General features: G+C 65.0%; 13 protein-coding genes. 4 read left to right on the top strand and 9 right to left on the bottom strand.

Annotated elements, in window-relative coordinates; translation table 11 throughout:
- Nucleotides 1-306 precede the first annotated feature (306 nt).
- Nucleotides 307-606: a hypothetical protein gene (locus ACTHN9_RS28920; protein WP_440540259.1), complete on the top strand. Its 300-nt coding sequence runs from the start codon at nucleotides 307-309 to the stop codon at nucleotides 604-606.
- Between the two features lie 117 nt (nucleotides 607-723).
- Here ACTHN9_RS28920 and ACTHN9_RS28915 read toward each other — a convergent pair whose 3' ends face one another.
- Both ACTHN9_RS28915 and ACTHN9_RS28910 read right to left on the bottom strand, forming a co-directional pair.
- Nucleotides 724-1,389 (bottom strand): LysE family translocator, encoded by a 666-nt coding sequence (locus ACTHN9_RS28915; protein ID WP_440540258.1) that lies wholly within the window; start codon nucleotides 1,387-1,389, stop codon nucleotides 724-726.
- Between the two features lie 52 nt (nucleotides 1,390-1,441).
- Nucleotides 1,442-3,016, bottom strand: a complete 1,575-nt coding sequence (locus ACTHN9_RS28910) for a UbiD family decarboxylase (RefSeq protein ID WP_440540257.1) — start codon at nucleotides 3,014-3,016, stop codon at nucleotides 1,442-1,444.
- Nucleotides 3,017-3,607: 591 nt separating this feature from the next.
- Between ACTHN9_RS28910 and ACTHN9_RS28905 the strand changes: the two genes are divergently transcribed.
- Complete coding sequence (locus ACTHN9_RS28905) at nucleotides 3,608-4,732, top strand: transglycosylase SLT domain-containing protein (RefSeq protein ID WP_440540256.1); 1,125 nt, start codon at nucleotides 3,608-3,610, stop codon at nucleotides 4,730-4,732.
- Between the two features lie 116 nt (nucleotides 4,733-4,848).
- Here ACTHN9_RS28905 and ACTHN9_RS28900 read toward each other — a convergent pair whose 3' ends face one another.
- The 5 genes from ACTHN9_RS28900 to ACTHN9_RS28880 all read right to left on the bottom strand — a co-directional run bounded on the left by ACTHN9_RS28900 (nucleotide 4,849) and on the right by ACTHN9_RS28880 (nucleotide 9,245).
- Nucleotides 4,849-6,042, bottom strand: coding sequence for a pyridoxal phosphate-dependent aminotransferase (locus ACTHN9_RS28900; protein ID WP_440540255.1), 1,194 nt, complete (start codon nucleotides 6,040-6,042; stop codon nucleotides 4,849-4,851).
- 92 nt (nucleotides 6,043-6,134) lie between these two features.
- Nucleotides 6,135-6,572 carry a transcription antitermination factor NusB gene (nusB, locus tag ACTHN9_RS28895; RefSeq protein WP_440540254.1) on the bottom strand — a complete coding sequence of 146 codons (438 nt, stop codon included), beginning with the start codon at nucleotides 6,570-6,572 and terminating at the stop codon, nucleotides 6,135-6,137.
- Entirely contained in the window at nucleotides 6,569-7,081 is a 513-nt protein-coding gene (gene ribH / locus ACTHN9_RS28890; protein ID WP_440540253.1) for a 6,7-dimethyl-8-ribityllumazine synthase, read from the bottom strand. Before ribH ends, nusB begins: the two co-directional genes overlap by 4 nt.
- A gap of 58 nt (nucleotides 7,082-7,139) precedes the next feature.
- On the bottom strand, nucleotides 7,140-8,270 hold the full coding sequence (gene ribBA / locus ACTHN9_RS28885; RefSeq protein WP_440540252.1) for a bifunctional 3,4-dihydroxy-2-butanone-4-phosphate synthase/GTP cyclohydrolase II: 1,131 nt from the start codon (nucleotides 8,268-8,270) through the stop codon (nucleotides 7,140-7,142).
- A gap of 54 nt (nucleotides 8,271-8,324) precedes the next feature.
- Nucleotides 8,325-9,245 (bottom strand): alpha/beta fold hydrolase, encoded by a 921-nt coding sequence (locus ACTHN9_RS28880; protein WP_440540251.1) that lies wholly within the window; start codon nucleotides 9,243-9,245, stop codon nucleotides 8,325-8,327.
- A 193-nt stretch (nucleotides 9,246-9,438) separates the two neighbouring features.
- On the opposite strand from ACTHN9_RS28880, the gene ACTHN9_RS28875 reads away from it, so the two are divergent.
- On the top strand, nucleotides 9,439-9,882 hold the full coding sequence (locus tag ACTHN9_RS28875; RefSeq protein WP_440540250.1) for a winged helix-turn-helix transcriptional regulator: 444 nt from the start codon (nucleotides 9,439-9,441) through the stop codon (nucleotides 9,880-9,882).
- 81 nt (nucleotides 9,883-9,963) lie between these two features.
- On the opposite strand, the gene ACTHN9_RS28870 is transcribed toward ACTHN9_RS28875, so the two are convergent.
- Nucleotides 9,964-11,166, bottom strand: a complete 1,203-nt coding sequence (locus tag ACTHN9_RS28870) for an ammonium transporter (RefSeq protein WP_440540249.1) — start codon at nucleotides 11,164-11,166, stop codon at nucleotides 9,964-9,966.
- 177 nt (nucleotides 11,167-11,343) lie between these two features.
- Nucleotides 11,344-12,276 (bottom strand): DMT family transporter, encoded by a 933-nt coding sequence (locus ACTHN9_RS28865; protein WP_440540248.1) that lies wholly within the window; start codon nucleotides 12,274-12,276, stop codon nucleotides 11,344-11,346.
- Between the two features lie 98 nt (nucleotides 12,277-12,374).
- Here ACTHN9_RS28865 and ACTHN9_RS28860 point away from each other — a divergent pair, with 98 nt between their 5' ends.
- Entirely contained in the window at nucleotides 12,375-13,277 is a 903-nt protein-coding gene (locus ACTHN9_RS28860; RefSeq protein WP_440540247.1) for a LysR family transcriptional regulator, read from the top strand.
- The last annotated feature ends 104 nt before the right edge of the window (nucleotides 13,278-13,381 follow it).

Below are 13,381 nucleotides of genomic sequence, written 5' to 3'. Positions count from 1 at the left end.
CGGCTGCGGACCGCGCCCATTGCGTAGGCGGGCGGGGCGGTCCGCGCTAACGCAACGAATTTGTAATTAAAGATTACCGACAGCGTCCGAGCGTTCGCCCTCGCAGCGGTAAAAAATCACCCATTGGGCGTTGCCGCGTTGCGCGAGCGCAGACCCTTTGCGCCCGTCAGCCGCGCCCGGATTGCATTTTGCAACAAATGCCCGGCCCTCTCTCCAGGCTTTTTCTATACATTCGAAGCGTAAGTTGCAGTCGTGCCGCTTGGCGTTTTGGCGACGCGACCGCGCATTCGCCAGAGGATCACTCAAATGAAAAAGCTCGCTTCGCTGTTTGCCGTCGTTGCATTGAGCGCGGGGTTCGCCGCGACGGCGCAAGCGCACGTCTCGATCGGCGTCGGCATCGGTATTCCGGTGGCGCCGGCATACCCCGCATACCCCGTCTACGCACCGCCCCCGCCCGTGTACTACGAGCCGCCCCCGCCTGTCTATTACGCGCCGCCGCCGCCGGTCTACTATGGACCGCCGCCGGTCGTCGTCGGCGGTTACTGGGGCGGCGGAGGTGGCTACTACCATCACTGGCACCACCATCCCTATTGGCGGCGGTGGTGATCGGCCGCGTTGCCGGGAGCGTGTTTGCCCGACGACGCCGGCTACGCTACGCGACGGCGCAATGCCGGCTTCGAGCCGCATTGCGCCGTCGGTGTTTTGGGGGCGCGGCGAAACGGCTCAGATGACGGCGCGCGCCGCGTGGCCGACGAGGTCGCGATAACCGTCGACAATCACGCTATACGAGAGGTAGGCGAACAGCAGCGCCGAAACGAGATGACATCCGCGCAGCAACGAGGCGCCGGCATGCTTTCGACCTTGGCTCGCCAGCGTGCAGATGAACAGCGTCCAAGCAAGCCCGCCTAGAAAGAAGCCGCCCAGAAAGAGCGAGGCGCCGCGTGTGCCCGTTGCGCCGGATTTCGCGATGAGCGCGCCGCCGACCGCCGCGAACCACAGGATCGCAGAGGGCGACGACATCGCCAGTGCCACGCCGCGCGCGAAGCCGTGCGCCGGGCTCGCCTCGGGTTCCGAGTGCGTGCCCTCGGCCGCGGGTGCGGGAAAGAGCGCTTCGCGCGCCATTTTCCAGGTTAGGAACAGCAGCATGGCGGCACCGCCGATCCATACGACCCATCGCACCGAGTCGAAACGCAGCAGCGCCGACATGCCCGCGAGCGCCAGCGTCGCGTAGACGAGATCGCCGATGCACGAGCCGAGCCCGAGCCAGAAGCCGGGCCGAAAGCCGTGCGAGAGCGTGCGCGACAAAATGGCGACGTTCACGATGCCGATATCGAGGCACAGCGATAGCGAGAGGAAAAACCCGTTCGATAGCAATGAGGCCGGTTGCATGTCGTGCGCAGCGTTGAATAAGGAAAGGGCTTGGCCGGGCTGTCGCGCCGATTCAGCGCGCGAGCCCCAGGCGTTCGTATAAAGCGTCGACGCGCGTTTTCACGGCCGGGTCCATCGCGATCGGCCGGCCCCATTCCCGGTCGGTCTCGCCGGGCCATTTGTTGGTGGCGTCGATCCCCATCTTCGAGCCGAGGCCCGCGACGGGGGAGGCGAAGTCGAGATAGTCGATCGGTGTGCGCTCGACGAGCACCGTGTCGCGCGCCGGATCGACGCGCGTCGTGATCGCCCAGATGACTTCCTTCCAATCGCGCACGTCGACATCTTCATCGACGACGACGATGAACTTCGTATACATGAATTGACGCAAGAAGCTCCACACGCCGAATAGCACGCGTTTCGCGTGTCCGGCATAGCTCTTCTTCATCTGCACGATCGCCATCCGATAGCTGCAGCCTTCGGGCGGCAGATAGAAATCCGTGATCTCCGGAAACTGCTTTTGCAGCAGCGGCACGAACACCTCGTTCAACGCGACGCCGAGCATGGCCGGCTCGTCGGGCGGTTTGCCCGTATACGTGGAGTGGTAGATCGCGTCGCGGCGCATCGTGATCCGCGTCACGGTGAAGACGGGAAACCACTCCTGCTCGTTGTAGTAGCCCGTGTGGTCGCCGTACGGACCTTCGAGCGCATGTTCGTAGCGCGCTGCGGCGCCGCGCGACGGCCGTGCCGGTGCGCCGGCCGGCGCCGGGTCGGCCTCGCCTTGCTGCGGATAGATAAAGCCTTCGAGGACGATTTCGGCGCGCGCGGGCACTTGCAGGCCCTCCAAGCCGGGTGTCAGGCACCGCGCGAGTTCCGTGCGCGCGCCGCGCAGCAGCCCGGCGAATTGGTACTCGGACAACGTGTCGGGCACAGGCGTGACGGCGCCGAGCATCGTCGCCGGATCGGCGCCGAGTACGACGGCCACCGGATAGGGCTTGCCCGGGTTCGCCAGTGCGAATTCGCGGAAATCGAGCGCGCCGCCGCGGTGCGCGAGCCAGCGCATGATCAGTTTGTTGCGGCCGATGAGCTGTTGCCGGTAGATGCCGAGATTCTGCCTGGGCTTGTTCGGCCCGCGCGTCACGGTCAATCCCCAGGTGACGAGCGGGGCGACGTCGCCCGGCCAGCACGTTTGAATCGGCAGCCGCGCCAAGTCGACGTCGTTGCCTTCCCAGACGATTTCTTGGCAAGGCGGCGCGCTGACCGTCTTGGGCGCCATATCCCAGACCGCTTTGGCGAGCGTCAGCAGTTTGCCCGCATCCTTGAGCCCCTTGGGCGGCTCCGGCTCCTTGAGCGCCGAGAGTAGCCGCCCGACATCGCGCAGCGAGCCGAGCGCCGCGCCTTCCTCGGCGGCCGCGGTTTCGTCGATGCCCATCCCGAGCGCGATCCGGCGCGTGGTGCCGAACAGGTTGCCGAGCACCGGAACGGTGTGGCCCGCCGGCGCATCGAACAGCAGCGCGGGGCCGCCGGCGCGCAGCACGCGGTCGCAAAGCTCGGTCATTTCGAGCACGGGCGACACGCGTTCCGGCACGCGCCGTAGCTCGCCCAGGGTCTCGAGACGGCCGATGAAGTCCCGCAAGTCCTTGTATTTCATAAGTGATCGTTTGACTAGCCGCGCCGCGACGGGTGAGGGGCGCCAAGCAGGCGACGATTTTACCTGCGGATAGCAAGGATGCTCGCTCGGGAACGACATCTCGAAATGGGCGAAACGCGCGCCGGCCATAGTTATCGGCCGTGCTCGCACGATCCTTAATTACATTTCGTTATCATTTCGCGTTTTTGTAGCATTGACGATCTATAAAAGCCTGCTAGAATCCGTCCCACATTGGCTGCAGGGCCAAGTAGTTTTTGTGTTCACTGCCCCCAGATCCAGCTCACGGCGCGAAGTGTCGCGTCACCGTACGCCGCCCTGCACGGCGCTCTAACGGTCTACTAGTTGTCATTGCGCCGGCGCGTTGACGCCGGCTTCGCTTGAGAGCCACTGTGCGCATGCCTAACCGCACGCGCCCGGTCCTTTTGCTCCGATGTGGCTCTCCACACGGTTCGCTGCCGCCTCGTGCGGTAGGGTGCCGTATCCCGGCGTCGCCCAGGTCCAACCAAGGCCAGCGACGCCTTGGCTCGCTCGATTGGCGCTTCGCGCGCTGCGGTACCCCCGAGGCCGAGCCATGCTCAATGGGAGAACCGAATGAATACTTGGTTATCGTGGCGTCCCAACGGTAGTGTCGGCGAAGCGGTTCGAGCCGCTTTGCGTCGCGGGACGCGTGTCAGTCACCATCTGTTCAGCCTCGTCGGCGTGTGCGCCGTGCTGGCTGGCCTCGCACTGTGGCTCTTGCCGACCGTGCGCGGTACCTTGGCGGCGCGCATGATGCCGATCATCGAGGCGGCCGTTCAAGCCGGCCCGGCGCGCCTGCTGAGCGGACATCCGCTGCCGGCGTTCGGCGCCCAGGCGCCCGACGTCGCGGACGAAGCGCCCACGCTCGACAACGCCCGCTACGATGGCGCGTTCGACGGCAGCGGGGCGAGCGGCCTGACGGTTACCGCCGCGCCGGCCCCGGATATGCATCTTTCGACGAGCGTGACGCCGTCGAACCTGTATTTGCTGGCGAAGATGATCTCGTCGCAGCGGGTATCGGCCGATGCGCGGGACGATCGCGTTCTTGTCTCGGCGCGCGAGCAGACGCTCGTGACGTCGTATTTGGCGCGTCGCTACCATGTGGCGCAGGAGCCCGTCGGCGAACTCGTCAAGGCCGCATTCGATACGGGCCGCCAAGTCGGGCTCGACCCGCTGCTGCTGCTCGCGGTCATGGCGATCGAATCGGGCTTCAACCCGTACGCCGAAAGCGGCGTGGGTGCGCAAGGTCTCATGCAGGTCATGTCGAAGGTTCACTCCGACAAGTTTCAGTACTTCGGCGGCACCAGCGCGGCGCTTCAGCCGCTGGCGAACATTACTGTAGGTGCGGTCGTCCTGAAAGATTGCATCGCCCGCGGCGGCTCGTTAGCCGATGGGCTGCGCTTGTATGTCGGCTCCACGTCGCCCGACGATGGCGGCTATGGGGCTAAGGTCATGGCCGAGCGCGCCCGCCTGCGCGATGTGGCCCGCGGCCGCCAAGTGCCGATCAACGCGCCGCAGGCGCCGCAAAAGCCCGTGTTGGCATCGACGAAGCGGGTTCAGGTGGCGCTCGATAGCGGCCATCCGCCCAGCACCGTTCAGGCGAAGGCCGGTTCGGCCACCGAGTCGGCGCCGACCTCCGACGACGCGGGCAACACCGGTAGTCCCGCCCACGGCGTTCACGTGGAACTGGGCGCCTAAGCGCTGGCTCCCGAAGAAGAAAAAAGCACCCGAATTCGGGTGCTTTTTTGTATCCGTTGCAATCGCATTGCGACGGATAACTTGGTCGCGCGGTGCCGTGTCGATACGCTACGGCCTCAATGCCCGAACAGCCGGGCCAGGCGTTCGACCGCTTCTTCGAGCGACGCATACGCTGTCGCGTACGACAGGCGAATGTACTCGCGCGGGGCGTGCTGACCGAAGTCGAGGCCCGGCACCAGGACCACACCCGCATCGTGCAGCATGGCTTTCGTCAGTGCGGCGCTGTCGCCGGCCGCGGGATGCGGCACGCCGCGGCAATCGGCATAGACGTAGAACGCCCCGTCCGGCACGACCGGCACCGTAAAGCCCAGCCGCTCGAGTGCGGGCACGATGAAATCGCGCCGGCGCTTGAACTCGAGACGTCGTCCTTCGTAGATCGCAATCGTCTCCGGTTCGAAGCAGGCGAGGGCGGCATGCTGGGCAAGGGCCGATGCACAGATGAACAAGTTCTGCGCGAGCTTTTCGAACGCACCGATCATCGACGGCGGCACGATGAGCCAGCCGAGGCGCCAACCCGTCATGTTGAAGTATTTCGAGAAGCTGTTGACCGTGACGACGTCGTCGCCGAACGACAGCGCCGACACCGGCCGCGCATCGTACGACAAGCCTTGGTAGATTTCGTCGACGATCGTGAAGCCGCCGCGCGCGCGCACGGCTTTGACGATGCGTTCGAGTTCGGCGGGCTCGATCGAGGTGCCGGTCGGGTTCGACGGCGAGGCGAGCAGTACGCCGCGCGTCTTGTGCCCCCACAGCCGTTCGATATCGGCGGCCGTCAGCTGAAACCGCACATCGGGGCCGCTCGGCACGAGCACCGGCTTGCCTTCCATCGTGGCGACGAAATGGCGGTTGCACGGGTACGACGGATCGGGCATCAGCACTTCGTCGTCGCGATCGACGAGTGCCGCGCAAGCCAGCAGCAGCGCGGCCGAGGCACCGGCCGTGATGACGATGCGTGCGGGATCGATCGCCAGCCCGTAGGTACGCCGATAGTGCGCGGCAATCGCCTCGCGTAGCGGTGCGATGCCGAGTGCGCCCGTGTACTGCGTGACGCCGCGCCGCAGCGCTTGGGCCGCGGCTTCGACGACAGGTTCGGGCGCCGTGAAATCGGGCTCGCCGATACCCATGTGGATGATATGGCGCCCGGCCATCTCGAGTTGCCGGGCTTCCTTGGCCAACTCCATGACGTAAAACGGAGCGATCGCGTCGACGCGCGATGCGAGCTTCGTGAGCGGTTCTGCGGCGATATTCATAGATGGCGTGAACAGGCCCTAGATTCCGGATTCGATCGACGTGGGCCGCAGGGTAGAGCGGCCCCACGCGATGCGAACCGACCGGCGCGGGCTTAGCGGTTGGCGCGGCCCGCCTGCGATTCCGTGGCGCGCAGTTTCAATGCGAGCTTGTCGAGTACGCCGTTGACATACTTGTAGCCGTCCGAACCGCCGAACGTCTTGGCCAGCTCGACCGCCTCGTTGATCACGACGCGATACGGAATTTCCACGTGATGCTTGAACTCGAACGCGGCGACGAGCAGCACCGCCCGTTCGACGGGCGAGAGCTGCTCGATCGGACGGTCGAGGCACGGCGCGAGATCTTCCGAAAGCACGGCGTTTTCGCGGATCACCCCGTGCAGCAACGCATCGAGGTGTTCCTGATCGGCCTTGTCGAAGCCTTGCGCGCCGCGCAGCTGGGCGTCGATTTCACCGGCGGGCGCACCCGATAGCAGCCACTGATACAGCCCCTGCGTGGCCAATTCGCGGGAGCGTCGGCGGGCGCTCTTCATGCCTCGTCCTCTTGCTCTTCGTCCTCGTCTTCATCTTCGTCGCCGCCGAGTTGTTCGAGCGCGACCGAGAGGTTCGCCATTTCCACGGCCACGCGGGCTGCGTCGCGACCCTTTTCCGTCATGCGCGCGACGGCTTGCTCGTCGGTGTCCGTCGTCAGTACGCCGTTCGCGACGGGAATGCCGAAGTCGAGCGCGATGCGCGAGACGCCCGCGCCGCTTTCGTTCGAGACGAGTTCGAAGTGGTACGTTTCGCCGCGGATCACGGCGCCGAGCGCGATCAGCGCATCGAACTGGCCGCTTTCGGCGAGCTTTTGCAGCGCCAGCGGGATTTCGAGCGCGCCGGGGACGCTGACGAGCAGCACGTCTTCGCCTGCGACGCCGAGGCGTTCGAGTTCTTCGACGCAAGCGTCGGCGAGCCCGTTACAGACGGGTTCGTTGAAACGCGATTGCACGATACCGACGCGCAGGCCATCGCCGTCGAGGTTCGGTTGGTATTGTCCGATTTCCATAAAAGGTCCGTAAAAAGGAGGAATGAGGCTAAGTGGCGTGCCGACGTATCGCCCGCGATTATGCGCCAGGCCGCACCGGTGCGCCCGGCATCGGCACGAAGCCCGTCACTTCGAGGCCGTAGCCCGACATGCTGCCGAGCCGGCGCGGGTTCGACAACACCTGCATTTTGCCGACTTGGAGATCGCGCAGAATCTGCGCACCGACGCCGTAAGTCTTGAAATCGACAGGCCGCCGTTTCAGTTGGGCCGCTTTGTCTTCTTCGTCGAACGCCTTGAACACGTCGATCAGGTGATCCTTCGTATCGCCGCAGTTGAGCATGACGACAACGCCGAGATCGCGCTCGGCGATTTCCTTGATGGCGGCGTCGAGCGTCCACGAGTGCGTGGAGGTGCCCACTTCGAGCAGATCGAGCACCGAGAGCGGCTCGTGCACGCGCACGAGCGTTTCGCGCTCGGGCGTCGGCGTGCCGCGCACGAGCGCGAGATGGGGCGAGCCGCTCGGCTGGTCTTGATAAAGAATGGCGCGGAACGGGCCGTGCGCCGTCTGCATCGTGCGCTCGGCCACGCGCGTGACGATGCACTCCGTGCGGCTGCGGTAGTGGATCAGATCGGCGATGGTGCCGAGCTTCAAATCGTGCTGCGCCGCGAATTCCATCAAATCGGGCAGGCGCGCCATTGTGCCGTCGTCTTTGATCACTTCGCAGATGACGGCCGCGGGCGTGAGCCCCGCCAACGCTGTCAGATCGCAACCCGCTTCCGTATGGCCGGCGCGCACGAGCACGCCGCCCGGCTGCGCCATGATCGGGAACACGTGGCCCGGCTGCACGATGTGCTCGGCGCGCGCCTCCCGTGCGACGGCGGTTGCGATCGTGCGGGCGCGATCGGCCGCCGAGATGCCCGTGGTCACGCCTTCGGCGGCTTCGATGCTGACCGTGAAGGCGGTGCCGTACTGTGTGCCGTTGCGGTACGTCATGAGCGGCAGGTTCAACTGCTTGCAGCGCTCTTGCGTGAGCGTCAGACAAATCAAGCCGCGACCGTATCGGGCCATGAAATTGATCGCTTCCGGCGTGACGAAATCGGCCGCCAGCACCAGGTCGCCTTCGTTTTCGCGATCTTCTTCGTCGACGAGGATCACCATCCGGCCGGCTTTCAGCTCGGCGATGATCTCGGGAGTGGAGGCGAGAGACATGTCGTTGGGAATATTCGAGAAAGCGCGTATTTTACGCCACGGCGGGCGGCGCGATCACGTTTGGCGCACGAACGATGCAATATGCGCGTAAATCGTCTCGGGCGCGTCTTCTAGACTGTAGTGGCCCACACCGTCGAGCCGATGGATGGCGGCGTCCGGGAAGGTTTCGCGAAAGAGCGGCAGAAAATGCGCGGCGTCCAGCGTGCGATCGGCCATGCCCCAAATCGCGAGTGCCGGCATCGAAGCGATCGCGCGCCGAGCATGCTCGCCCGGCGATTCGAAGCGGTGCGCCCCGATGGCGAAGCCTTTGGCCCAGCCGATGGCACCGGCGCAATCCTCGAACCGGCTGAAGCGCGAGCCGTATGCGCTCAACCAAACATCGCCGATCAGCGCGTGGTTTTCGAATCCGTTCAGCTTGAGCGTGCTGAGGATATTGAACTCGAGTTCGCCCAATACCCCCTCGAGACGTCCTTGCGCTTCGGCCTTCAAGATCCATTGGAACCAGGGCGAGTGCCGAGCGTTCGCGCTGAGCCGCTCGCCCAAATCCGCTTGTCCGAACGGCGTGGGTCCATTGACCGACACAATGCGACGAATCCGATCGGGGTGCCGCGCGGCCAAACCCATGCCGACGGGGCCGCCGAAGTCGTGCATGACGAGCGTGATATCGCGCAGATCCAGACTCAGCACGAAGCGTTCGAGGTTATCGACGTGATCCTGTAGCCAGTAGCTGCGCTCGCGCGGCGTGGCGCTTTTGCCGAACCCCATGTGATCGGGGGCGACGACGCGGTAAGTCCCGCGCAATGCGGCGATGAGATGACGGAACAAGTAGCCCCAGGTCGGCTCGCCGTGCAAACAGAGGATCGTTTCGCCATTGCGCGGGCCCTCGTCCACGTAGTGCATCGCAAACCCCGGCGCCTCGCAGAAGTGGGCGGGGTAGGGAAACGTGCCGTCGAACGTCTCGTCAGGTCGAATCATCGAAATCTCCCAGTGGGTGAAGTGTTGCGAGCTGCGTGAAAGGCCGCAAAAGCGCGAGCGCACGCGGGCCGAGGCCGACGCCGCCCGGGCGGCGCCATTGTGGTTTCAAAATGAAACCATTGCCTTTGTAGCAGAGTGAGTTTTATATTGCAACTAGATTGATCGACAGCGACACGCGAATAGGGAAGCCTTCATGGTCAAGCGAACCTCTCATCAAGACACGCCGTGCGGCGTGGCGCGCCCGCTGGACGCGATCGGCGACGGTTGGTCGCTGCTGATCGTGCGCGACGCGTTGGCGGGCCTGCGTCGATTCGGCGAATTCCAAGCGAGCCTGGGGTTGGCCAAGAACATCTTGGCGGCGCGGTTGCGGACGCTGGTGGCGCACGGAATCATGGAGATCGCGCCCGCGTCGGATGGCGGCGCGTATCAGGAATACGTGCTGACGGCGAAGGGGCGTGCGCTGTTTCCGGTGTTGGTTGCGCTGCGCCAATGGGGCGACACGTTTTGCTTCGAGCCGGACGAGGCGCGTGCGCGCTTGCTCGATCGGCACACGGGGCGGCCGCCCGAAACGCTGCAGGTGCGTGCGCAAGACGGCCGCGTGCTGGGGCCGGAAGATACGCTGGTGGTGTTGCCGTGAGGGCCGATCGCGCGCGCGGAGTCGCGATCGGCGGTGCGAGGCGGGTGCGCTAAGCGGCCGCCTGGCGCGTGTCCTTCGATATCAGACGACGGTTTCGCGCTCAGGTGTCGCGCTGATCTTGTGAAGCGACAGATCGGCGCCGTCGAACTCGCTTTCGTCGTCGAGGCGGATGCCTACTGTGGCGCGCAGCAGCCCATAGACGATCGCGCCGCCGGCCGTGGCGACGACGATCGCCGCGACCGTGCCGAGCACTTGCGCGAGCAGCGACACGCCGCCGGCGCCGCCGAGCGCCTTCGCGCCGAAGATGCCGGCGGCGATGCCGCCCCAGGCACCGCACAAGCCATGCAACGGCCACACGCCGAGGACGTCGTCGATCCGCCAGCGGTTTTGCACGCACGTGAACATATAGACGAACAAGGCCCCGGCGATCGCACCGGTCACGAGCGCGCCGATGGGGTGCATGATGTCCGACCCGGCGCAGACCGCGACGAGTCCCGCGAGCGGACCGTTATAGGCGAATCCGGGATCGTTGCGTCCGGCGAGCCAAGCGGCCAGCGTGCCGCCGACCATCGCCATCAACGAGTTGACGGCCACGAGCCCGCTGATCTTGTCGATCGTCTGTGCGCTCATGACATTGAAGCCGAACCAGCCCACCGCGAGTACCCACGCACCCAACGCGAGAAACGGAATATTCGAAGGCGGGTGCGCGGCGATGCGCCCGTCGCGTTGGTACCGGCCCCGGCGCGCCCCGAGCAGCAATACGGCCGGCAATGCGACCCAGCCGCCGAATGCATGGACGACGACCGAACCGGCGAAGTCGTGAAACGGTGCGCCGAGCGTGGCGGTCAACCAGGTTTGCAGGCCGAAGCGGTCGTTCCAGGCGATGCCTTCGAAGAACGGATAGACGAAGCCGACGAGGAGGAATGTCGCGCACAGCTGCGGATTGAATTTCGCGCGCTCGGCAATGCCGCCGGAGACGATCGCGGGGATCGCGGCGGCGAACGTCAACAGAAAGAAGAACCGGACGAGGGCGTAGCCGTTGTGCTCGGCGAGCGTGGCCGCATTGCCGAAGAATTGCACGCCGTAGGCGATCGTGTAGCCGATGAAGAAGTACGCGATGGTGGACACGGCGAAGTCGACGAGGATCTTCACGAGCGCGTTGACCTGGTTCTTCTTGCGAACGGTGCCGAGTTCGAGAAACGCGAAGCCGGCGTGCATCGCGAGCACCATGCCGGCGCCCAGCAGGAGGAATAACGTGTCGCTGCCCGATTTCAGGTCATTCATGGCGTAAGTTGGCGCGCAAAAATAGGCGCAAGAAGCAAATCGCGTACCAACTCGGTGAATCGATGTTTCGATGTAGTGCAGACGGCACGCGCAGCGGCCTTCGCGCACCAAAGCGGTTCGCTGGGCGCGCCGGCGCTCCCAAGATGCCGCGCACACCGGCGGTGCGTTGTGCGCACGTTATTTGAGCGCACGCACCCGATTCGCGCATCCTATGCCCCGCGTCAGGGACCAGCCGAGGTTCACCCCGAGACTCGCGAGCACGATCAGCGCGACGCCCAATCCTTGCAGCGGCGTTAGCGCACGGCCGTAAACAAGCCAGTCGACTAGGACGGCCGTCAGCGGATAGATGAATTGAAGCACGGCGATGACGGGTACCGATAACTTGGGTACGGCGCCGTAGATGAGCGCGTAGGAGATGCCGGTGTGCAACACGCCGAGCCCCACCAGCCATCCCCACTGATGCAGGTTCACTTGCGTCAGCGCGCCAGAGGGCGCGAGCCACGGCAAGCTGACGACGCCGACGGCGCACTGAATCATCGTCAGCCAGTGCGGACGCAGCGCACCGAGGGCTTTGGCGATCAGGGTGACGCCGGCATAGAGGACGGACGCGACCAGCGTGAATCCGATACCGGTTAGGTACGTCCGGTCGGCGGACAGCGTGCTCCAGCCGATCCCGGCCGCCAGCGCCAGACCGACGAAGGCTGTGCAAATCCATGCCGATTTCGCCACGCCGACTCGCTCGCGAAAGATCGCGGCGCCGAGCAGGATCACCCAGAACGGCTGAACGTGAAAGACGACCGTCGCCACTGCGATGCCGACGCGCTCGAGCGCCCCGAAGAAGAATACCCATTGCGACACCATCAACACGCCCGACAGGAGCGCGAGGCCCAGCATTCGGCGCGTGAACCGTTGGCTGCGGAAATAGCCTTTCCACGCGCAGTAAAGTGCCATCGTCGCCAACCCGAACACGCATCGGTAGAACACGGTCGTGATGGGGTCGAGGCCGGCTTGCGCGACGAATACCCCCATCGTGCCCATGAGCACCGCGGCGCCCGAGAAGGCGAGCAATCCGGGACGCGAAGCAGGGAGGCGGTCAATCGAGGTCGGCATGAGGGCTCCTTTGAGGGACCCTCAGTATTCAGGGCTTGCCTCTTTCAATCAAACGAATAAAACTTAGAGACCGCATCAATATCGTTTATGAATTCGCGATGGCACCCGATTTCGACGCCGACTTGCTCAAGACTTTCATCGCCGCCGCGGAACTCGGCAGCTTCACCAAGGCGGCCCAGGTCGTCTGTCGTTCGCAGGCCGCGGTCAGTATGCAGATCAAGCGGCTGGAAGGTGCGATCGGCACGCCCCTGTTCGTTCGCGATACCCGCAACCTGTCGTTGACGCATGCGGGCGAAACGCTGCTCGAATACGCCCGCCGTATCCGTTCGTTGCAAGACGAGGCCTGGGCGGCCGTGGCGCGGCCGGAGATTACCGGCCATGTCGTGCTGGGTGCGCCGGACGATTACATTTCTTCGTTGCTGCCGCCGGTATTGCGCCGTTTTTCCGCGATGTATCCGGCGGTGGATATTTCCGTGATTTGTGCGCAAAGCACCGCGCTGGCCCCGATGCTCGAGGACAACCGTATCGATCTGGCCTTCGTGACGCGCGATCGCAGCCTGCGCTTGAATGGCGATTTCATTCGGCGCGAGCCGGTATGGTGGGTCGGCAAACCCGACGAGCCGCGGGTTTGGCAAGCGCGGCCGCTGCCCGTCGCGCTGTATGAATCGGGTTGTATGGCGCGTGCGAACACGGTTGCCGCGCTCGACCGCGCCACCCTGCCATACCGCGCCGCTTACAGTAGCGCCAGCATGCTGGGTTTGCTGGCCGTGGTGGATGCGGGGCTGGCCGTCGCCGCGCTCGCGCGATGCAGCGTTCCCGAACGCCTGAGCGTGCTGGGGGCGCGCCACGGGCTGCCGGAAATCGAGCCGTTGGACATCGTCGTCGCACGCAGCGCCAAATCGAACCGCCCGACTTGCGATTACCTCGCGGCGCAGATGCAGCAGGATTTGAGTCGGCCGATGCAAAGCGAGCCGGCATCGGACGCCGTGGTGTTGGGGTAAAGCGGAGGGGATCGGCCGATCGCTTGCGCCGAAGCGCAGGGTGACGCTATCCGTGCTGCGATCGCCATCGAATCGACCGAACGATCGGCGCGCGTGGCATCGCT

The organism is Trinickia sp. (assembly GCF_051953405.1).
Classification (GTDB): Bacteria; Pseudomonadota; Gammaproteobacteria; order Burkholderiales; family Burkholderiaceae; genus Trinickia.
Note: the sequence above shows the minus strand (reverse complement) of the source record. Positions and strands in the feature narration are given on the sequence as shown.